The organism is Aliivibrio friggae, assembly GCF_057368515.1.
In genome coordinates this window covers 349,838-371,071 of record NZ_CM170649.1, presented here as the reverse complement: position 1 = coordinate 371,071, position 21,234 = coordinate 349,838, and the positions used below count along the sequence as shown (strand labels likewise).

Genomic DNA, 21,234 nt, shown 5'->3' with positions numbered 1-21,234 from the left:
GGACAATAAAAAGATGAAAAAATACTAGCGACGAATAAGTCGACGCTGACTGATTATCCTATCACCAATTTTAGATATATGATGCGTTGTATAAATAAAAAAGACGAAAAATAAGTCGATGGAGAGAAAAATGTCATATTCAATTAAGAAAGAAAGGCAATTATTATTGGCCTCAACGTTTTCAGCGTTGTTGTTTGCCATGATAGGAATTGTATTAGGTACACTGATCCATTCATTAGTTATTGTGTTTGATGGTGTTTATTCATTAGTTAGTTTATTTTTAACATTAGTGTCATTAGGTGCGGTGTTCTACATTCGAAAAGAAGAGGTAGCGAAAAACATTAAGCGCGTTAAGGTAATTGAGTCTACTGTGATTTTAGTTAAAGGGATCGCAATTACCTTAATGTGTGTATTGTCATTTATTGCTGCAGTTCAAGCGATAATGCAAGGTGGTCGTGAAGTAAATACTGGTGTCGCACTCGCTTTTGGTGTGTTTAGCATGATCGGTTGTTATGGCAGCTATTGGTTAATGAAAACCCAAGGTGAAGAGGTTAATTCGGCATTAATCGATGCAGAAGCAAAGCAATGGTTAATGGATACCGTTATTAGTGCCGCCGTTTTTGTTGGCTTTATGATTGCGAAAATATTATTACTAACATCACACGCGCATTATGCTCAACTAGCCGATCCAATCATGGTGGTATTGGCTTCAATTTACTTCATCATCGTACCTGTAAAAATGGTTATTAATTCAGTAAAAGAGTTACATAAATTAAAAAACCATTCATTGGTAACCACTAAGTTCGCTCGTCCTTAGGGGAGTCCATAACAACTAAGGTTCCGATTGAGTTGACCTGAGAGATCTCTCCAAGTACGTTTGAATGAAACTGCTTATAAGATGAGAGGCTCTCAGTCTCAACACGTAATAGATATTCATTTGCTCCCGTAATATTGTGGCATTCTGTCACTTCTTTAGATTCCATTATCTGAGCTTCAAAATCTTTTTGTGATTTTTTACTGTGATTAGATAATCCAATCGTCACATACGCAACAAATCCCACTCCGCATTTTTTTGGATTCAATACTGCTCGGTAGCCTTGAATCGTTTCATTTCGTTCTAATTCTTGCACTCGTCGAAGTGTGGCTGATGGTGATAATCCAATGCGCTCTGACAGCTCAACATTAGTTAATCGACCATTCCTTTTTAACTCTTGCAATATTCTTTCGTCAAACCTATCCATAGCGACTAATCCTTGCGTATTAAATTTATTTTAAGCAAATATAGACAGAAAATTTACTCAGTCTCGCATTAAGATACAAGCAGAATTTACTTTTATAAGATGTTTATTATGGATTACACCTATTTACTTGCTTTAACCACATTTGCTTTTGTTGGCGCGTTTACGCCTGGTCCAAATAACATCATGTTGATGACTTCTGGGGCGAACGTTGGTTTTGTGAGAACTATTCCTCATATGCTGGGTGTGATCTTCGGTTTTGCGTTTATGCTGATATTAGTAGGATTTGGTTTGGTTCAAATTTTTCAGACCTATCCACAACTAGAGAAAGCATTACAAATTATCAGTGCTGTTTATTTATTATATCTGGCGTATAAAATTGCGAGCAGTAAGCCTGTAGATAATATTAATGGCGATTATAAACCGATGTCGTTTTTACAAGCCGCGAGCTTTCAGTGGATCAACCCAAAAGGCTGGTCAATGGCGTTATCGGTAATGAGTATTTACGCGACCAGTGCTGATATGTTTAGTGTGTTTCTAATCGCATTCGTGTTTATTTGTATTAATGTGCCAACCGTTAGCTTTTGGACTGCCGCAGGAAAGCAGTTACAAAAAAGATTAACGAAACCGAGTCATTTGAAAATGTTTAACTACAGCATGGCAGGGTTGTTAGTTGGTTCTATGGTGATGGGATTTTAATTATTTCTAGCTGATTGCCTTGTTAAGACAATGTAAGCGACTTGGATATGTTATCTTTAAATATATCAATCCGTAATTACACGATTAATAAGGCCAATTTTATGATTCGACCTCTCTTTCTGCTTGCCATGCTTATTTTTACCTCGCTTTCAATTCAAGCTGAAGAAGTGAGTTACTCAGAACAAGAGTACTTAGATCGTCCATTAATGGAGCGCTACATTCTTGATGAATTAAAAGCATTACGAACAGATCAGCAAGATTTAGAAAAAAGAATGATTATCCAAATTACAGACAGAGAGCTTGCTGTTGCGGATAAGTCTCTTAATTATTCTAATGTAACCGTGACCTATTTTTTCTATGTTATTGCAGCCGTGGCTTCTTTGGTTGCCTTGATTGGTTGGCAATCTCTAAAGGAAATGAAGCAAAATACGAGAGAGATGGCAGATAAGCAACTTAATAAAATTGCCCAAGATTATGAAAAGAAGTTTGTTGCCTTAGAGCGAGATTTAAAGCGAAAAACTCGAATTATTACCGAGAATAATCGTGAAATTGAAATTATCAATGAAGTGCATAATCTATGGCTGAGAGCTCAAAGTGTTCAAACGGCCGAACAGAAAATGGATGTTTATGATGAGATCTTAACGGTTAGACCGGGTGATTTAGAAGCATTAACGTATAAAGCGGATGCAGCAATGGAAATGCGTGAGTTCCATTGGGCATTAAACTTGTGTAATCGAGTGCTAGAAGTGGATGACCAAAACGCACATGCACTATTTCAACGTGCGTGTGCGTATGCTCAATTGGGGGCAGAAGTTCAGGCCATTGATGATTTACAACGTTCTATTAATGCAAGTTCTTCAATGCGTGAGCTTGTTGTTGAAGAAACAGATTTTGACCCATTACGAGGCCTTGAACGATTTGAAGCCTTGTTAGAAGAGTAAATTTATACATTATTCTCCAAGGTGTTCAGTGATGAAATCTAAAAAGCAGCGCACCTTGGCAGACATATGTTTACGACTTGGATACACAAAAAACACATCAATCGTAAGTTTGGGATAATCTGAAAACAGTTCAACTAGCTTTCCCGTTTCTAACTCATCAGTTAAGTGGAATTGAGGGATACGAGTGATTCCTTGTCCTGCCAAGCATAATGATAACTCCATAAATGAATTATTGGTGATGACCTGGCATTGCAATGGTACAGCAATAGGTTGGTTGTCTTTATCTACAAAATCCCAAACAGCTCCTTGTTTTACATACGCATAACCAATGGTTTTATGTTCTGATAGTTCATTAGGGTGCAATGGTGCGCCATGCTTTTTTAGATAATCTGGAGAAGCAATAGTGATGGCTCTTGAACGTAAGAATCGACGGCTGATTAAGCTAGAATCTTCAAGTTGATGTGATGCTCTGAGCGCCATATCAAATCCTTCTGCCACAATATCAATTTTTCTATCATTTAAATCTAGCTCAAGCGTGATGTCTGGATATAAATCCGTAAATTTACCAAGAATAGGGCGTAAACGAGAAAGGGCAAAGCCAACAGGACAACTGACTTTTAATCGACCTTTAGGCTTTTCTTGCTGTCCGGAAATCGCATTTTCAGCCATTTGTGCATCTTCGATAAGTTGTTGGCATTGTTGAAAATAAAGTTCACCTTCAGGAGTTAGACGTAAAGTTCGAGTCGTGCGGTGAAGCAGACGTACGCCTAAACGCTCTTCTAGTTTTCCGATCTCTTTACTAATGTAAGAGGTCGAATGCCCACTGTTTAATGCTGCTTGCGTAAAGCTGCTACTAGTAACAACTTCAACAAAAATAACCATGCCATCAAATAATGCTGAATTAAAGGCCATATTTACTTACTCACATTTTAATTACGAGTCATATGGAAATAATCATTGCACATTTAGGTTATTAATTAAAGTTTGTGGATGAACTATAGTTACTCCATCGCAAACAAGAACAATAAATTTGAAAAGAGCAGAGCATTAACTACTCTTTTTACTTAAATAGAATATGAAGGTAGCCCTATGAAAATTTTAGCATTAGCAGCAAGTAGCAGTTCAACATCAATTAACAAACGCTTAGCAACGTATGCAGCAGGCCTTGCCGCAAATGCTGAGGTTGAGGTTCTTGATTTAAATGATTTCGAAATGCCTATCTTCAGTGAAGACAAAGAAAAAGAGTTAGGACAGCCAGAGCAAGCAAAACGTTTTTTCCAGAAAATTGGTGAAGCCGATGCCGTTGTTATCTCTTATGCTGAACACAATGGCTCTTATGCTGCGGCATTTAAAAACGTGTTTGATTGGACTTCTCGTATCGATATGAAAGTCTACCAAGGCAAGCCTGTAATTATGCTAGCAACATCACCTGGCCCTGGTGGCGCAGCGACAGTACTTGCAGCTGCAACAGGATCTGCACCTTACTTTGCTGCTGATGTGAAAGGCTCTCTTTCTATTCCAAGTTTCTACGATAACTTTGATATGGAAAAAGGTGAGCTACGTAACGAAGAACTTGCAGCACAATTAACAGCAGTAATGTCTGCTCTATAGTTGCTTTGAGTTAGTTACAACCCAACACGAAAGCGCGTTCATTCTATTTTTTAATAATAAAAATAGTTGAACGCGTTTTTTATTTGTCGCTATCTATCAAAGAATATAGCAATAAAAAAGATGATAAATAGAAACAATAAACTTTAGAATTCAATTCAGATAAGTTCTTTTGATTTCACAAAAAATCAACAATTGAACGAGTTTTCAGCATTTAACGCTATTAATAAGAAGAGATATAGAACAGAATAGATAAGCTTAGATTATTATATGGTCATGATTTAAATAGGACGTTTTTTATGATTAAGAAATATGTGGCTTTGTTGCTACTGATGGTGAGTTTTATCGCGCCAACGTATGCTCAAAGTATTGATGAAATGAAAGTAACACAACAGAACTTACAAGAGCGTTTAGTTCAATTATCTACAGCTGATCCCGCCGATAAACTTTTTTTTGAAGATGTACTTCGTCGTCAAAATGAAGACATTAGAAATGAGATCGCTGTAAAAATTCAAAGTGATAGTAAAACCCCAGGTTTAGTTGCTGCAGTTCGTTCTGAAATGGTATTAGTTAATCAATTATTATCTTATAGCCAAAAAGAACTTGTACGTATTACTAAGGCATCAAGAAAAGCAAGCGGTGATGAAAAAGCAGATTTAGAATTTGCAGCCCAAAAACGTCTAACGATGATGGACCAGTATTATGTTGAGGCCTTTGAAACGTTAACGTGGGGGGAATCATTAAATATTGATTTCACCAATGAAGAACAAACGATTTTAAAAGAGTTAGAAACTCGTGCAGATCTATTATTCAATGTGATTCATTATCTTGATTCCCAAAGAAATGATATTGCTCAGCGTTTGAAATTTGCTTCTACTGAACAAAAAGAGACATTAAAGCAAACAGCAGTGACGATGACTGAACGTATTTCATTAATGGTCGCGAGCTTAGAAGCAACCACGACGTTAATGGAAGAAAATGGCGTTGATATTACAAAATATAAGCAATTAATATTCTCTATTACGGGTGATATTAATAGTGATGTATTGGACGTTAGTGTTGCTTATGGTTTGACTGAAGAGTGGGTTACAGGCTTTAAAGATTGGGCAGTAGAAAATGCACCGTCGATCATCGTTAAACTTATAATCTTTATTATTATTCTTTGGGTTACTCGAATTCTTTCTCGTGTTGCAAAAGCAGCGATTAAAAAGAGTGTTTCTCATTCAAAGATGAAATTTAGTCATTTGATGCAAGATTTCTTTGTATCAATGGGGTCTAAGTTTGTCATGATGATTGGTATCTTAATTGCCCTTTCTCAAGTTGGCATTAATTTAGGTCCATTGCTTACTGGTTTCGGTGTTGCGGGTGTCGTGATTGGTTTTGCCTTAAAAGATACCCTTTCTAACTTTGCATCGGGCATGATGATCTTGATCTACCGTCCATTTGATGTGAATGACTTAGTTGAGATAGCTGGCATTACTGGTAAAGTGAGCCACATGAACTTGGTGTCAACAACCGTTAAAACCATTGATAACCAACAATTGGTTTTCCCAAACAATAAGATTTGGGGTGATGTGATTAAAAACGTGACAGCTGAAACTGTGCGCCGTGTTGATATGGTGTTTGGTATTGGCTATCAAGATGATATTGAAAAAGCGAAAGCTATCTTTAATGACATTTTAAGTAACCATCCTGCAGTTTTAAAATCACCAGAGCATATGGTGAAGTTACATACTCTGAATGAATCATCAGTTGATTTCATTGTGCGCCCTTGGGTGAAAACAGACGATTATTGGGATGTATACTGGGAAGTAACAGAAACGGTTAAGAAACGTTTTGATGCTGAAGGTGTAAGTATTCCATTCCCACAACGCGATGTTCATGTTTATAAGCACGATGCATAAACATATAGTGAAGTAGAAGTAATAAAAAAGAGTGGCCAAACGGTCACTCTTTTTTTTGGTATTAATCTAGGTTGTCTTCAGATTTTATTGCTATCGGTGTTGTTTTTTTGAATTTCTTAACGATGAGTGAAATAACAAAACAGATAGCACCAACAATAAGAGCTGAGCGTAAAATAGTGAAGCTATCGTGCTCTAATTGCTGAATATGAGGACCGACAGAAGCAAATAAGCGCAGGCTGAAAAAGGCGAGTAAGATAAATGGGACAATTTTTTTCATGCGTTAATGCTCCGCTCAATGGGATGATGATGTTTAATTAATAAAGTTATCATAACCAAAGCGGAGCGTAATTTAATCGTTTTTATCGGTAATGTTAGATTACGATTTTGCGCAGCGAGGTTATTCATTTTTTTTGGGGAAATGATTTTTTATTACGTTTTTAATAACTGTTTCTATTTGTGTAATGATTGGATGTTGGTAATAAGAGCGGTGGTACTGCATACCTAAATCAAACTTCATTCTTTTTCCATCGAGTTTTAATGGTACTTTTACTACGTTTGTTGGTAACTCTGTATCTGATGAATCAAATGAGACAAAAATGTGATGACCTTTAGCTACGCACGCTAAAGCAATAGAGGTATTTGCTACGGTGAGGTTCTGTTGTAATCGGATGCCTGTTTCAGTAAATATTCGTTGATAATAACGATGTGTATCAACACTTCCCATCGTTATTCTAACGGTTGCTTGGTTTTCTAGTTTCTTTAACTCAATAAATGAATTATCTGCTAATGGATGCTTTTTAGGTAAATAAACAAAAAGCGCTAAGCTTCCTAGTTTTTTATCAATCACACGATGATTGACGGTTTGTGGGTATCCAGTAATTCCAACAGGTAACGAATTCTTTTTTGGAGATTCGATATCATTTAAAGCCCAGTCTTGAAAAGCTAATTTAGCTTCAGGATCTTGCTCTAAGGCATGCTCTATCAACCGCAGAGAGAATATTTCATTTAAGGTTGTAGGCAAATAAAAAGCCAACTCGATTTTCTTTTTCTTGGAATAAAGAGTGGTTGATATTCCATTGATATCATTTAAAAAATTTAATGGCTCTTCTATTTCCTTATGCAGATTAACCATGAATGCTGTGGGTTCATACTTCCCTTTCTCTGCAATAAATAGCTCATTTTCAAATAAATCTCGGCAATCAGACAAATGCCGATTAAAAGTGGCCTTGCTGATATCCAATTTATGTATAGTTTTATCGCCCGTTTTCCATTGATAAAGCGTGGTTAAAAATCGATATAGATTTAAATCAATACTGCTTGTCATCTGCGCGTCCTTTTTAATTGGCATCCTTAAAAATTAGTATGGCACAAAACTCAAATTTAAAATCGTTCATTATCAAAAATGAGTTCATTAATTGATTAAGATAAATTCAGTTATTAAGAAGTAGCGATAATAATCAGCAGATTATCGATAGTGAACTAAGATTTATGTAACGTGAGCGCCACTGTAGTAATTAATAATTTTGGGGCGAATATAAATGATTGAGGTAAAAATATGATGACATTTAAGTTGAAGGCTCTGGCATTATTTACAGGGATCGTTTTTTCAAGCAGTGCGGTATCTACGGAGAACTATAATACTGATATTCCTAAAAGCATAATGACGCCAGATAGCGTAGAAACCAGTATTGGTGAGCTTGAATTTAAAGATGGTGCACCAAGTTTAGAAACGACTCAAAAGATTTACGACAACCTTGATACTATTCGTGCTACTGAGGTTTTTTTAAATGCGGTTCCTATGGCTTCAATAGAGGCATTAAGGCTTGGCCATGAAGAGTTAGGAGTCACTAAATCAAATCAAGTGGTTCTCTTTGATAAGTTGATGGATTCAAATCCACTATTTTTGACAGGGAATACCGATACTGTTTATGCATCAGCCTTTTTGGATTTAGAGAGAGATGGCCCTACGGTCATTGAAGTTCCTGCAGGTATGGGACCGACCACGGTTAATGATGCGTTTTTTCGATTTGTGACAGACCTAGGTATTGTTGGTCCTGATAAAGGTAAGGGAGGGAAGTACCTTATTTTGCCACCAAATTATAAAGGAGAGGTACCTAAAGGGTACTTTGTATCACAATCAACAAGTTATACTAATTGGTTTATCGCGCGTGGTTTCTTAAAAGATGGGAAAACGGATTCAGCGGTAAATGCATATAAAAATAAGTTAAAAATTTATCCGTTAGCGAAAAAAAATGTAAAACCAAAAATGGAATTTATCTCTGGTAGTAATAAATCATTTAATACGGTTCATGCTAACGACGCTCATTTTTATGCGGAGCTTAAACCTGTATTAGATAAAGAACCAGTGAGTTTTCTTGACCCTGAATTAAGAGGTTTGATGGCAAGTATTGGCATCCAAAAAAGTAAACCATTTATGCCAGATGAAAGGATGCAAGAGATCTTGCAAGATGGCGTAGCGATAGGAAATGCAACCGCTCGTACTTTGATGTTCCAGCCAAGAGATAAAAAAGCGTATATCTATGAAGACCGTTTATGGAAAACAGCATTTATCGGGAAAGATTATCAATGGCTAATTGATGGAGGAGAAGGTGGGCGCAATCTAGATGCTCGTACTTACTTCTTCTATATGGCTACGGTTAATACTCCTGCGATGGCATTAAAAATGATAGGCAAAGGATCTCAATATGCCATGGTTGATAAAGCAAAAGGTGGCGAGTATTTAGATGGTGGTAAACATTATACATTGAATATTCCTGCGAATGTGCCTGCGAAGAATTTTTGGTCGGTTGTGGTTTATGATCCTCAAACTCGCTCTGAATTACAAACAACTCAATCATTGCCAAGTAAGAATAATCAAAGGGATGATTTTGTGAAGAATCCTGATGGTTCGGTAGATATTTTCTTTGGCCCAACCGCGCCAAAACAAAGAAAAGAGAATTGGATACAAACTGTGCCAGGGAAAGGATGGTTCACGTTATTGCGTTTATATGGCCCTGAAGAGGCATGGTACGATAAAACATGGAAACCCAGTGATATCGAGTTGATTGATTGAAATAGACTTTAAAAACAAGATTATGCCGCCTTTAATGTTACGGGTTTGTTGGTAGATATCGGCGGTATTTGTATGAGACTGATTTATTTGAGTTATGGCTTCAGGCCTAAGAAACGTTAAAATAACTAAAGAAAGTACTTTACAATTTTTAGCACTAAGGTATTATTCATCTCGCTCTGTTGCTCAGAGTTGTTAATGAACATCAAGTAAAGTAAGCCTTAGTATTTCTTCGTAATGTCGTTATTCTCAGTGTTTCCCTTAGCTTTGTCGTCACATTTAATAATTCAAGCTCTAAGCACATCGCATTATGCGATTTTTTATGAATTTAAATATAAGGGACATTACATGTCTAAAACAACTGGTATCGTTAAATGGTTTAACGAAGAGAAAGGTTTCGGTTTTATCACTCAAGATAACGGCGGCGCTGACGTATTCGTACATTTCCGTGCTATCGCTTCAGAGGGTTTCAAAACTCTTGCTGAAGGCCAAAAAGTTTCTTTTGAAGTTGAGCAAGGCCAAAAAGGCCCTCAAGCTGCTAACGTTGTAGCTGCTTAATTTCAAATAAGTTGCGCAGGTGGTATTAGTACCATTTGCGCTACTTTTAAATGTTCTATTAATACTCGATTTAGTTCTACTTTGTAAGATATCAACATTTCAAACATCCGCTCCTGTTTTGTACTTGTCAAAAAATCTCTTAGTTACTTCTACCATCTTAGTTTTAATCCAATCATTTTTCTGTAATATTTATCAACTACTCTATATTAAATAATTTTTAGCCTCATTTTATCTTAAATCTATGAGCTCAAAATTAACTATTTTTCTTATCTATAAAATCAAAGGTACTCAATGAAAGTAAATTTTACTATTTTTAAAAATAATGTGTCATGGAATGCACTAATTCACCAACTAAACAGCGATGTTTTATTACGAAATGTTCTGATGAAGGGCAATTTAGACTCGTTTGATATCGGTTTTTCATACTGTGAAGAGACTGGTGAAGGAAATATTACCAACAGCAATAACCAGGCTATTGGCAATTTTTCGATTGCTTATTAATCAATTATTATTCTTTATAATCACAGTATTTGGGTTATTCACTCCCCCCAAAGCAATATAGGCCAATTCTTTTTATCTGAATAAGCCGCCAACTGTTCGCAAGGATTTACTAAGTACGTATGGCTCGCGTACAAACATAATGGTAAATCATTAATAGAATCAGTATAAAAATGTATTTCAGAATAGGTTTTATCCCCTCCACTTAACCATTCTGATAAACGTTCTACTTTTCCTTCTCTGTAACTCGCAACACCTAATATATGACGTGTATAGAGTTCCCCTTTTTCTTTTAAATCAATCCCAATAGCATGCTCTATACCAAGACGGCCTGCGACAGATTTAACTAAGAAAGCGACAGATGCAGAGATAACTATCATGTCGATATTATCGTGTTTTAATTGAGTAATAAGCGTTTTAGCCTCTGGAAATAATAGAGGTAAAATCCGTTCCTCGACACATTCATGAGTAAGTTGTGCTATTTTTTCTCTTGGTATTGTTTTTAATGGCTGCATTGAAAAGGATAAATAATCTTCCATATCCATCAAACCACGAGAATATAGAGCCATTAAGCGCTTATCTTCGTCTAGAAAGTCGGGATCAGTCACTATTCCTTTATCAACTAAAAACTCATTCCAAATCATGGCACAATCGCCGTTGATCAAGGTTTCGTCCATATCAAAAACGTATAATGGTTGCGTCATACTAAGCTCTCACTGGTTGAATTTCATTAAGGTTGAAGAGTAAGTCTAGTGTACTTCCTGCGGCTAATAGTCTTTCTGATGAGCGATTGAGTAGATCAACAGTCAAACTGCAATCATTCACTTCTACTTGATACCGTATTACATTTCCAAGCAATTGGTGATTTTTGATAATGCCCTGTTTAGGAGCTGATATATGATCGGCATAATAGCGTCCCTCTTCTTTTACATAAATAGATTCTGGTCGAATAGCGACTTTCCACTCGGTTTCAATATTAAATAATTGCTTGGCCTTTGGTGCGTCAACTAAGTTGTAATGTCCCATGAATCCAGCAACAAACTCATTAGCTGGTTGTGTGTAGATCTCTTCGGGTGATCCTTGCTGCACTATCTCACCTTGGTTCATTAAAAAGATGCGATCCGACATGATCATGGCTTCTTCTTGATCGTGAGTGACAAAAATTGTGGTTAAATTCAGCTCTTTTTGAATGTCTCGAATCTGTTGACGAAGGCGTTTTCTGATCTTGGCATCTAGTGCGGATAAAGGCTCATCTAATAACAATATTCTTGGTTTGACGACTAATGCACGAGCCAATGCCACTCGTTGACGCTGTCCGCCTGATAATTGATGTGGGTAGCGATTTTCTTTACCGTTTAAATCTACTAATTCAATGACTTTATTTACTTCTTTTTCAACGGTTTTTGCATCAATTTTTTTCATTTTTAGTCCAAAAGCGATGTTTTCTGTTACCGTCATATTTGGAAATAATGCATAAGATTGAAATACCATTCCAATGCCACGTTGTTGTGGTGTTTGGTTTGTAATATTTTCACCGTTAACCCAGATTTCGCCATTATTGAGAGGATCTAACCCTGTTAAACTGCGAAGTAGAGTTGATTTTCCACAACCACTTGGACCTAACAGTGTTATGAACTCGCCTTTTTCTATATTGAAATTTATGTTTTCAAAGACAGTGTTATCACCAAATGATTTCGTTAATTGACTTACGCTTACATAGCTCATTATTTAATGCCTCGGCTAAAACGACTTGCTAACCAAGTCAGTAAAAAGATGAATAAGAAATAGGTCATCACTAAAGCAGACGTAAAGTGCCCGCTGGTTTGACGCATGTTATAAAGGTAAATTTGTAAGGTCTCGTAACGAGTACCAACTAATATGTTGGCGAAAACAAACTCCCCGAGTAAAAAGGAGAAGGATAAGAAGATCGATGCCATTAATCCTTTCTTTAAATTCGGAAGAATGATCAAGAGAAATGCTTTTGTCGTACTTGCACCAAGCAAGTGGGCTGCATCCATAAGATCGTTTAGATTAATGGCTTCAAAGCTGTTTGCTACGGCGCGATACATAAAAGGAAGTGCAATTGTAAAGTAGGTTCCAATCAGTATCCAAGGAGTACCAACTAATGGAATTGCGCTGTCGGCATAGAGTTGTAATAAGCCAACGGAAGAGACGACAGGCGGAACAGCAAAGGGCAATAAGATAAGTATATTCATTACTTTATCTAGCTTGGGGAAGTAATAAAAAACCACAAAAATAGCAGGAATAATAAGAACAACACTTAGCGCTAACGCTGAAATGCCAATGAAGAGTGATCGTCCAAAGGCTGCAATAAAGCGTTGATCTGTTAGTAGTTGACCGTACCACGAGAAGGTAAAACCATCAGGTAATATGGTTGCGCCCCAACGTGAAGAAAGAGAGTAAACTAAAGTGGCGATAATAGGGATTATCATGATCCCCACAATAGAATAGACGATTGATTTATGGAATATAGAATTAACGTTTTGCATGATAACTCCTAGCGATAAGCCACTGATTAATGATGGTAATAAAGGCTAAAATCAGCATCAAAATAACAGAAATTGCAGCGGCTAAGTTTGGTTCTAGGAATAAGTCTCCAGAGACAAGGCTAGCAATACGAACGGTAATAACGTTGTAGTTACCATTAGTTAAGGCGTATACGCTAGCGTAAGCACCAATCGCGTTGGCAATGAGAATAATAAACGTACCTAGTAATGCTGGAGATAACACGGGTAATGCTATTTTGAACCAATACTGCCATGTTTTCGCACCAAGAAGGGCTGAAGCGCCTTGCCAATCGTCACTTAATGCATCAAAAGCAGGATAGAGTAGTAACACAGCTAATGGAATTTGAAAGTAGATATATAAAGTAAGTAATCCCCATTTTCCATAGAGATTAAAATCATCAATCAAACCATATTGTTTTAGTAATAAAGTAAATGCGCCATTAACGCCCAGAATAATAATAAAAGCAAAAGCGAGTGGTACGCCTGAAAAATTACTACTCATATTAGTAAATGCGATAACGCCATCTCGGATCTTGCTATCTATTCTTCGAAGCGATGAGACTAATAAGGCAGCAATAGAAAGCCCAATGAAACTAGACCATATCGCTAACCATAAGCTGTTACTGAACCCTTGCAGCATAAAACTGGAATCTAGTATTTCATGATAGTTTTCTAACGAGAACACATCTTCATAAATAAAACTATTAATGAACACCCACAGCATGGGAGCAAGTTGAAATAGATAGAAAAACAAGGCGAGAGGAGCTAACCAAATTGCAGGTTTGAGTTTTTTTAGCCTGTTTTTGGGCGAGCTAATTGATGTTCGTTTAGATTGAGTGACAACTGAACTACTCATCATGCTAATAATTCCTGAGGGTATGATTTATTGTGCTCAAGTGCTAATAATTGACACACTGCACCACAAATATCTGTTTGCTTAATCTTCATATCTTTCAGCGTAGGGTCTTGATGACTGAAGCGATTACCAATAACAAAGAGTGGAACTTCGCGCTCTTCTGGTAAAATACCACCGTGTGATAAGTCGTTGTTCATGCCATGATCGCTGGTGATAAGAATTTGATAGCCATCGTTAACCCAAGTATCAATGTAGTTGGATAAAATAATATCAACGGTACGTGCGCTGTTTCTATATTGACGAGAATCTAAACCAAATTTATGTCCTACATCATCGATGTTCATCGGATGGATCAATAGAAAATCAGGCTGATGTGTTTGGCGAAGGTGCTCTGCATCCAAAAAGAGCGCTTCATCTGGGTAGTGATCCCAATGGTAGAAACACGCGTGTTGAATGTTGAGAGCTTTATTATTAGTAAAGCGATCACGAACAGCATGATAAGGGGAAATATTGTAGAGTTCACTAACCCAATGATATGCCGCTGCTGCCGTTGTTCTGCCTTGTTGTGTAGCTAAGCTAAATATGGAATCTTGATTAGATAAGCGCACAATATTGTTATTCACAATGCCACTGTTTACTGGTGATACGCCTGTTAGCAAGCATTCGTACAATGGACGTGACATCGAGGGTAGCTCTGATTGAATTTTATATAGTGTTGCTCTTTGGTGCTCAATTAACCCAGTTAAGTAACCCATGCAATCATGGGCTACTTGGTAATTAAGGCCATCGAGAACAACAAGAATCGTCTTACTGCTCATTGTGATCTCTTATTGTTGGTTAATTAATACGTTTTCTTGCCATTGACGAGGCAGTTTTCTTGCTGATTTTTCCCATGCTTTGAAGTCAGCAACAGGATGAACGTTAGTGTATTGGTCGTTAGGAATTAATTTATCTTGAATAGACTGAGGCAACGTAACATCACTGCGTATTGGACGCGCATAGCCTTCAGCTAAGTTGATTTGTCCTTGATCACTGAAGATATATTCACGAGCCAGTTTTGCTGAGTTTGGATTTTTTGCGAATTTATTGATAATGGTGGTGTAGCCTGAAATAACAGAACCATCTTGAGGAATATTGACACTGAATCGTTCACGACCTAGTTTATCGCGGTAATTAAGAGCATTAAAATCCCATAATACTGCCACTTCAACTTCGCCTTTTTCTAAGTTTGCTAAGCCTGGGTCGGTATAAGAAAGGCGACCTTGTTTTGCTAGTTCAGCAAAGAATTTAATTGCAGGTTTTAGATTGGCCTCATCGCCACCGTTTGCAAAAGCAGCCGAGAGTACGGCATTATTTGCTTGGGCAGCAACACCAACATCACCGATGCTTACTTTGTATGAACCTTCTAATAAGTCGTTCCAAGATCTTGGGGCATTTTTTACTAATTTGTTGTTAGATATAAAAGAGATTGTGCCTGTATAAGCTAATGCCCAGTGACCTTCTTTATCTTTTGCCCAATCAGGAATTGAGTTCCACGTTGTTGGTTTGTATGGCTGTGTTACGCCTTTTTTTACAGCAACTCGTGCAAATGCAAAGCCCACATCACCAATATCTGCCGTGGCATTTTTCTTTTCTGCGGCAAATTTTGCGATTTCTTGAGCTGAACTCATGTCAGTATCTTGATGTTTTAAACCGTAGATACTGCTTAGATCATTCCATGTATCTTTCCAGTTTGCCCAGCTTCCAGGCATGCCTACACTGTAAACTTGGCCTTCTTTTTTTGCCGCATTCACCAGAGATTGTATGTCTGTATCTTTGGCCAATACCTGCGTTGATAATGTTGCTGTAATTAAAGTGACACCAGTTAATAATGTTTTCATTTGTCTCTATCCTTTGGACTACATCAATAATTTGATTGTCATCCTAGAGAGAGTTTGTGACGGTTTTGAGGCGGATTTCTGACAGTTTTAGTGAATTTTAATGTCATTAATGTTTCACTGTAGAGTAAAGAAAGTCTTTATGTTTGTTGAAAAGCATTAAATTATACTGCTCATAAAAGTAAGCAGTATAGTTTCACGTTTAGTATTCATGGGTATTTAACGCATGGCAAAATTTTCATTATGCCATTGGGTCTCTTTCATACCTTTTTTACTTAACTGAGATTTTAATGCTTTTAGCATAGGAGTGGGGCCACAAGCAAAAACTTGGTGTTGGGTCAATTCCTGATTAATAACAGTAGATATTTTATCTCCTGTTAAAAAGTCATTTTCATTTTCTTGTTTATTCAATTTCACTTTATCTGATGTGATCAGTGCAGTGAGCTTAGCCAGCATAATGTCGTATAACTTGCCACGCCCCGTATAAAATAAATGAACTTCTTGGTTTGTCGTTTGGCTTTGTTTTAACCAAGAAACAAAAGGGGTGATACCAATTCCTCCCGCTATCCAGATTTGTGGTTTATTCATGTCTCTTTTTGTATGTAAACGCCCATAAGCACCATCAATTTTTACTGTTTGTCCTACGGTCACTCGCTGCTGTAGCTCAGAAGTATGTTTACCTAAAGATCGAATAATAAAGCTTAAATCTCTTTCATGTGGTACAGAAGTGATGGTAAATGGATGATAATGTTCAATACTATCAAAGCCAAAATCAAGATAAGCAAATTGGCCGGAATGATATTGAATTGATTCTTTATGAGCTATTAGACTCACTTCAATAGCATCATCTAATGGTGTGATTTTACTTACATGATAGGTTTTGACTGTTCGTTTTTTAAATAAAGTTTTATATATCCAACTGATACATCCAATCAAAGAGACAATGAATAAAGCGATGCCTGTTTGACTATTAAATTCAAAAGGAACATCAGAGAAAAAGGTATGATAAACCGAGATTAAAAAGATAGGCCCCATTAATTTATGAGTATAAAACCATAAGCGATATGGAATTTTTCTGACCATGCTAATACCACCTAGCAGCAATAAACCATACATAGCGAATTGACCGAATTCTTCTCCTATGTCTGCTAGCTGAGGGTTTATACCATTGCCAGCAGGTCCTGGGACTAATAGCCAATGAAATGAAGCGCCAATTAAGCCTGTAATACCTAACCATTTATGCCATACATATGCCTTATCCATTCCTCCAGTAATCGGTTCTATCCATTTAGGACGAGCACTTATAAGCATAGCAAGTGCCATGCAGATCATTGAGATTGCAGCAAAAAAGGCAGGGATTTTTCTTACTAACTCAAGATTATCAGGGAGTAAAAACCATAAACCAATGGATGCTATGATGATAAAGCAAGGAAATAAAAATCGTTTTAATGTATTCATAATAAAATTCCTAAGGCATTTTATTGTATGATATATCATTTAATGTAAATGAAAGGTGAATGGATTATTCATCAAGTTATAATAAATGTGGTTATCTTCTTTTAAGAAGACAGCATAAAAATTGTTACATAGATCATAAAATATAAGTAAAAAAACGAAGTACGTTTAAAATTACGTGATCTTGATCCTCGCAAAGAGCTCAACTCTACTATAGATTGAATAGGTCATTAAGAATTATGACAGCAGCTCAAAGATGAGCGAGTGATTAAAGGAAGTATTTTATGAAAAGAACAAGAAAAGCCCAATTGCAACGTGCGCGAATTCAATATTGGAAAGACACTGCAAAAGACACGGCTAAAAAGTGGTAAAAATAGAAAACTCCTGATGGTCAGGAGTTTTTTGGTTTTAGGGCTTTGTAAAACATTAAGACACTGCTGAAATACCCACGCTCGATATAATAAACCTTTCTTTTATTCTTCAGACAACAATGCATTTATTTTATCCATACAATGAGTAACGTGAGGGGCTAATCGACCTTCTTCTACTGCTGTTCTTGAACCATATAGAGTAATTGGCTCGAGATAATTTAATCCTGCATCTTGAGCCATTTTCTCAATAGGCATTAATAAGGTTTTCAGGATTGACTCTTGGCTATCATCTGGTTGATAAGCTGAAAGCGGGCTGCCTGTACTTGTCATGCATAATAACGTTTTACCGTGAAGTTTATTGCCTTTAGAACCATAAGCAAACCCATATTCTAAAACGCAATCTTGCCACTCTTTTAATAAAGACGGACTAGAGTACCAATAGATCGGGAATACAAACACGATAACATCATGACAAAGCAGCAACTCTTTCTCTTTCTCTGCATCAATCTGGAAATCTGGGTAGGTTTGGTACAAGTTATGTGTAGTCACTTGTTCATGCTTAGATAATGCTTCTACCAGCGTGCGGTTAATCGTAGAGCTTTCAATTAAAGGGTGGGCAAGTAAGACTAAAATACGTTTCATGATGTTCTCATTTTATGGCGAAAAAGCTAGCCATGATCATTGGAATGACCAACGAACATGACTAGAAGGGCAGTAATGTGGCTGATTAGTGCGTCATTTGTGTTGCTAATGCAAAGCGATTCCAAGCATTAATCATGATTACTTGCATCATTGCTTGTGCTAGTTGTTCTTTACCTAGAACCTCTAAAGCTTCTTGATAGACTGTATCTGAAACACCATCAAGAGCGATTAGTGTCATGTCATCTGTTAATGCTAATACAGCACGTTCTGTTGCGTTGAATAGTGGTGACTCTTTCCATGCTGCTAGAGCAAACAGTTTTTGTGCTTCTATACCTGCTTTTTCTGCTTCTGGCACATGCATTTGAATGCAGTAAGCACACTTATTGATCATTGAAGCGCGGATCTTAATTAGCTCTTTTAATTCAGCAGATAACGTCACGCCAGCTAGGTAAGATTCAATAGAAAGCATTGCATTTAAAGCTTTTGGTTGGATTTTTGCAATATCAATACGTGTAGTCATAATTAATCTCTCTTTATGTTTTTTGTTAGCGCTTTATTGCGATGTGTGTATTGTGCATAATTCGATAAAAAGAGAGAATAGTCATTAAAGCTGAAATAATTTTGCATAAAACGCAAAGGTGGGAGTGTGTTAGATTTAATTCGAGTATTTGATCAGGTGGTAGAGTCTGGTAGTTTTTCTCAAGCCGGCCATGCGTTACATATGGCGCCATCATCGGTTGCGAGAAACATCGATAACCTTGAAAATAAGGTGCAGACGACATTATTTAAAAGAAGTACACGCCAGTTAATTTTGACTGAAGAGGGGCTTTATTTTCACCAACAATCAATTAAGTTGCTGCAAGAGAGTGATAAGTTATTGAGTGAAATGAAGGGGCATAATGAAGAGCCTGAAGGTATGTTACGTATCTCTGTCTTTGAAAGCTTTGGTAATTTAGTACTCGCTTCTTTAATTCCTGAGTTTTTATCTTTATATCCAAAAGTACAGATAGAGTTAGAACTAGATAACAACTTGGTGGATCTTAATAGTGAAAATATCGATATAGCGATACGTATTGGCACCCCTCAAGATAGCCGTTTGAAAGCTCGTAAGTTAATGGAAAATAACACATCTTTAGTGGTTTCCCCTGATTACCTAGCGAGTCATGAGACAATTGAGAAGCCGGATGATTTGATTCATCATAATTGCTTACTTATTACTCATGAAAGGCAGAGAAACCACTGGTATTTTAAAAAAGGAAATACATCGAAAAAGGTCACAGTCTCGGGGAATCTAATCTCAAAAGGAGGTTCGCCACTATTGAACGCTGCACTAAAAGGGACTGGGGTACTGCTGCTCTCTGATTGGATGACGGCGGATTACATTGAAAGTGGTGTATTAATTCCAGTATTGCCTAAGTGGACAGTGACTCATGGCGAAAATGGCAGTGGTGAAATCTTTGCGATTTACAAAAGCGCTCAATATCCTAAGCCATATATTCGTGCTTTTTTGGATTTCATCATTGAGAAAGTGAAAGAAAACTAATTCAACTTATCTCAGTGTTTCTTTAAGCTTTTGAATCAGAGTTTGGTATCTCTTCGGTAAATCTCTATTTCTCTTTTGTACTAAAAATAAGCTCTCTAAAACCGGGGTTGTTGGTTGATGTATATGTAGATCCTGCTTGTAAGGAAAAGCATCAATCGCACTTTGTGGAAGAACCGTAAAGCCAATCCCTTGAGCAATAGGTAACAGGATTTGGCTTAATTGATTAATGTAACTGGTTACTGGAATTTCATTCACATTGCCTTTTTCTAGGGCTACATCTTGGCAAAGATCAAAATAAAGTGATAGATAATGCTCTGCATCGGGGTGTTTTATTAATCCTAATGCCAGTAAGGCATCCCAAGTTATGACCGTGTTTTTATGGTGTTTTGGTAATACTAAGCAGAGTGGCTCTTTACTAATTTCCTCACTACGGAATAGATTGGGCGTTGGTTGATGAGTTACGATACCAATATCAATTTGTCCGCGTTGGACCTCATCTAATATTTTACTATTTGGTGCAACTTCAACATGAGTTACTAAATCAGGGTGACTCTTTTGTAGATTGATAAATTCTGGGTACAGAGATAATGCTAAGGCCCCTGAGCAAGCAAACTTACACAATCCTTTATATGGGTCATCAAAACTTAATGCTTCAACTAGGTTGGCTGCATCGCGTCGCTGCTGGTGTGCATAATTGTATACTAGGCGGCCTTGCTCGGTGAGCTCGACGCTTTTCCCCTCTCGCTTTAACAGATCATACCCACACGCCAGTTCTAGCTTCTTAATGTGCTGACTAACCCCAGGCTGAGTCATAAAGAGTTTTTCTGCCGTGTGAGTAAAATGGCCGATATCAACCAAAGTACAAAAGGTATTGAGCCAAAGAGGATTAAGCATAAATCACCAAGAAAATGAGACTAAAAAAAGATAACAAAAGATTATTAGATTAAGAGTAATTGATAATTTCTAGTTTGATAAGAGGGTGGTGCGATTTATTTCGTCTGTAAGGTGATGACTTTTTGTTTTAGGTGATTTAACCTCAGCTCGGGATAATCTAAGCCATTCAGCACTGTTTCTTTAGCGCCTAACTACGTTAAAATCAACGCAATAGGCAAGCTATTGACTTATGATTTTGCCTTGTTACGCATCTAAATTAACATTACTGACTTATTGGTTTAATTTAAGTGTATGAAAAATATATTCTCGACTTTCCTATCCCGAGTTGAGGTTAATTATACTCGCCGAAAATAGTTAAGAGGAATAAAAAATGGACTGCCCAAGTTGTGAAGAACATATTGGCTGGGAATGGGTTGAAGAAGAAGCCATTGAGCCGAATGAGATTTTTGAATGTCCAGAGTGTGAAGAATCGCTACGTTATCTGATAGATGAAGGGACGTATTTAGGTCCTCAACATAAAACGGTAGAAGTGGTGAGTTAAGCATCACTCCT

24 protein-coding genes are annotated in these 21,234 nt (G+C 37.0%); 10 read left to right on the top strand and 14 right to left on the bottom strand.

The window, feature by feature from the left end:
• Positions 1-130 precede the first annotated feature (130 nt).
• Positions 131-817 (top strand): cation efflux transmembrane domain-containing protein, encoded by a 687-nt coding sequence (locus AC2INI_RS15190; protein ID WP_486306298.1) that lies wholly within the window; start codon positions 131-133, stop codon positions 815-817.
• On the opposite strand, the gene AC2INI_RS15185 is transcribed toward AC2INI_RS15190, so the two are convergent.
• Positions 798-1,241 carry an Lrp/AsnC family transcriptional regulator gene (locus AC2INI_RS15185; RefSeq protein WP_122032282.1) on the bottom strand — a complete coding sequence of 148 codons (444 nt, stop codon included), beginning with the start codon at positions 1,239-1,241 and terminating at the stop codon, positions 798-800. The two genes, AC2INI_RS15190 and AC2INI_RS15185, sit on opposite strands and share 20 nt — an antisense overlap.
• A gap of 108 nt (positions 1,242-1,349) precedes the next feature.
• Here AC2INI_RS15185 and AC2INI_RS15180 point away from each other — a divergent pair, with 108 nt between their 5' ends.
• Both AC2INI_RS15180 and AC2INI_RS15175 read left to right on the top strand, forming a co-directional pair.
• On the top strand, positions 1,350-1,937 hold the full coding sequence (locus AC2INI_RS15180; protein WP_122032281.1) for a LysE family translocator: 588 nt from the start codon (positions 1,350-1,352) through the stop codon (positions 1,935-1,937).
• A 101-nt stretch (positions 1,938-2,038) separates the two neighbouring features.
• A complete protein-coding gene (locus tag AC2INI_RS15175; RefSeq protein WP_122032280.1) occupies positions 2,039-2,878 on the top strand; it encodes a TPR end-of-group domain-containing protein in 840 nt (279 codons plus the stop codon).
• Positions 2,879-2,887: 9 nt separating this feature from the next.
• On the opposite strand, the gene AC2INI_RS15170 is transcribed toward AC2INI_RS15175, so the two are convergent.
• Entirely contained in the window at positions 2,888-3,790 is a 903-nt protein-coding gene (locus AC2INI_RS15170) for a LysR family transcriptional regulator (protein ID WP_122032279.1), read from the bottom strand.
• Between the two features lie 177 nt (positions 3,791-3,967).
• Between AC2INI_RS15170 and AC2INI_RS15165 the strand changes: the two genes are divergently transcribed.
• Together AC2INI_RS15165 and AC2INI_RS15160 are read left to right on the top strand one after the other, a co-directional pair.
• Positions 3,968-4,489, top strand: coding sequence for an NADPH-dependent FMN reductase (locus tag AC2INI_RS15165; RefSeq protein WP_486306297.1), 522 nt, complete (start codon positions 3,968-3,970; stop codon positions 4,487-4,489).
• Between the two features lie 296 nt (positions 4,490-4,785).
• Positions 4,786-6,390, top strand: coding sequence for a mechanosensitive ion channel family protein (locus AC2INI_RS15160; RefSeq protein ID WP_486306296.1), 1,605 nt, complete (start codon positions 4,786-4,788; stop codon positions 6,388-6,390).
• Positions 6,391-6,451: 61 nt separating this feature from the next.
• On the opposite strand, the gene AC2INI_RS15155 is transcribed toward AC2INI_RS15160, so the two are convergent.
• Positions 6,452-6,667 carry a hypothetical protein gene (locus AC2INI_RS15155; RefSeq protein ID WP_122032276.1) on the bottom strand — a complete coding sequence of 72 codons (216 nt, stop codon included), beginning with the start codon at positions 6,665-6,667 and terminating at the stop codon, positions 6,452-6,454.
• A 120-nt stretch (positions 6,668-6,787) separates the two neighbouring features.
• Complete coding sequence (locus tag AC2INI_RS15150) at positions 6,788-7,714, bottom strand: LysR family transcriptional regulator (RefSeq protein WP_122032275.1); 927 nt, start codon at positions 7,712-7,714, stop codon at positions 6,788-6,790.
• Between the two features lie 231 nt (positions 7,715-7,945).
• Between AC2INI_RS15150 and AC2INI_RS15145 the strand changes: the two genes are divergently transcribed.
• The 3 genes from AC2INI_RS15145 to AC2INI_RS15135 all read left to right on the top strand — a co-directional run bounded on the left by AC2INI_RS15145 (position 7,946) and on the right by AC2INI_RS15135 (position 10,519).
• Entirely contained in the window at positions 7,946-9,463 is a 1,518-nt protein-coding gene (locus AC2INI_RS15145) for a DUF1254 domain-containing protein (RefSeq protein ID WP_486306295.1), read from the top strand.
• Between the two features lie 345 nt (positions 9,464-9,808).
• Positions 9,809-10,018, top strand: coding sequence for a transcription antiterminator/RNA stability regulator CspE (gene cspE / locus AC2INI_RS15140; protein WP_012552262.1), 210 nt, complete (start codon positions 9,809-9,811; stop codon positions 10,016-10,018).
• A 291-nt stretch (positions 10,019-10,309) separates the two neighbouring features.
• Positions 10,310-10,519, top strand: a complete 210-nt coding sequence (locus tag AC2INI_RS15135; protein ID WP_045104442.1) for a hypothetical protein — start codon at positions 10,310-10,312, stop codon at positions 10,517-10,519.
• 38 nt (positions 10,520-10,557) lie between these two features.
• Here the strand turns inward: AC2INI_RS15135 and AC2INI_RS15130 are convergent, their stop codons facing one another.
• The 9 genes from AC2INI_RS15130 to AC2INI_RS15090 form a co-directional block, all read right to left on the bottom strand.
• Positions 10,558-11,220: an HAD family hydrolase gene (locus AC2INI_RS15130; protein ID WP_486306294.1), complete on the bottom strand. Its 663-nt coding sequence runs from the start codon at positions 11,218-11,220 to the stop codon at positions 10,558-10,560.
• Position 11,221: 1 nt separating this feature from the next.
• Positions 11,222-12,241 carry an ABC transporter ATP-binding protein gene (locus tag AC2INI_RS15125; RefSeq protein ID WP_486306293.1) on the bottom strand — a complete coding sequence of 340 codons (1,020 nt, stop codon included), beginning with the start codon at positions 12,239-12,241 and terminating at the stop codon, positions 11,222-11,224.
• Positions 12,241-13,026: an ABC transporter permease gene (locus AC2INI_RS15120; RefSeq protein WP_045104439.1), complete on the bottom strand. Its 786-nt coding sequence runs from the start codon at positions 13,024-13,026 to the stop codon at positions 12,241-12,243. The genes AC2INI_RS15125 and AC2INI_RS15120 overlap by 1 nt, the downstream gene beginning before the upstream one ends.
• Positions 13,013-13,900: an ABC transporter permease gene (locus tag AC2INI_RS15115; protein WP_486306449.1), complete on the bottom strand. Its 888-nt coding sequence runs from the start codon at positions 13,898-13,900 to the stop codon at positions 13,013-13,015. The genes AC2INI_RS15120 and AC2INI_RS15115 overlap by 14 nt, the downstream gene beginning before the upstream one ends.
• Positions 13,900-14,718, bottom strand: a complete 819-nt coding sequence (locus AC2INI_RS15110) for an alkaline phosphatase family protein (RefSeq protein WP_045104438.1) — start codon at positions 14,716-14,718, stop codon at positions 13,900-13,902. Before AC2INI_RS15110 ends, AC2INI_RS15115 begins: the two co-directional genes overlap by 1 nt.
• Positions 14,719-14,727: 9 nt before the next feature.
• Positions 14,728-15,780 (bottom strand): ABC transporter substrate-binding protein, encoded by a 1,053-nt coding sequence (locus tag AC2INI_RS15105; RefSeq protein WP_486306292.1) that lies wholly within the window; start codon positions 15,778-15,780, stop codon positions 14,728-14,730.
• 216 nt (positions 15,781-15,996) lie between these two features.
• On the bottom strand, positions 15,997-17,235 hold the full coding sequence (locus tag AC2INI_RS15100) for a ferredoxin reductase family protein (RefSeq protein WP_486306291.1): 1,239 nt from the start codon (positions 17,233-17,235) through the stop codon (positions 15,997-15,999).
• A gap of 470 nt (positions 17,236-17,705) precedes the next feature.
• Positions 17,706-18,245 carry an NAD(P)H-dependent oxidoreductase gene (locus tag AC2INI_RS15095; RefSeq protein ID WP_486306290.1) on the bottom strand — a complete coding sequence of 180 codons (540 nt, stop codon included), beginning with the start codon at positions 18,243-18,245 and terminating at the stop codon, positions 17,706-17,708.
• Positions 18,246-18,330: 85 nt separating this feature from the next.
• Entirely contained in the window at positions 18,331-18,765 is a 435-nt protein-coding gene (locus tag AC2INI_RS15090) for a carboxymuconolactone decarboxylase family protein (protein ID WP_486306289.1), read from the bottom strand.
• A gap of 126 nt (positions 18,766-18,891) precedes the next feature.
• Here AC2INI_RS15090 and AC2INI_RS15085 point away from each other — a divergent pair, with 126 nt between their 5' ends.
• Positions 18,892-19,788 carry a LysR family transcriptional regulator gene (locus AC2INI_RS15085; protein WP_122032266.1) on the top strand — a complete coding sequence of 299 codons (897 nt, stop codon included), beginning with the start codon at positions 18,892-18,894 and terminating at the stop codon, positions 19,786-19,788.
• Between the two features lie 6 nt (positions 19,789-19,794).
• Here the strand turns inward: AC2INI_RS15085 and AC2INI_RS15080 are convergent, their stop codons facing one another.
• Positions 19,795-20,682, bottom strand: coding sequence for a LysR family transcriptional regulator (locus AC2INI_RS15080; protein ID WP_486306288.1), 888 nt, complete (start codon positions 20,680-20,682; stop codon positions 19,795-19,797).
• A 370-nt stretch (positions 20,683-21,052) separates the two neighbouring features.
• Between AC2INI_RS15080 and AC2INI_RS15075 the strand changes: the two genes are divergently transcribed.
• Positions 21,053-21,223: a hypothetical protein gene (locus AC2INI_RS15075; protein WP_151653347.1), complete on the top strand. Its 171-nt coding sequence runs from the start codon at positions 21,053-21,055 to the stop codon at positions 21,221-21,223.
• Positions 21,224-21,234 lie beyond the last annotated feature (11 nt).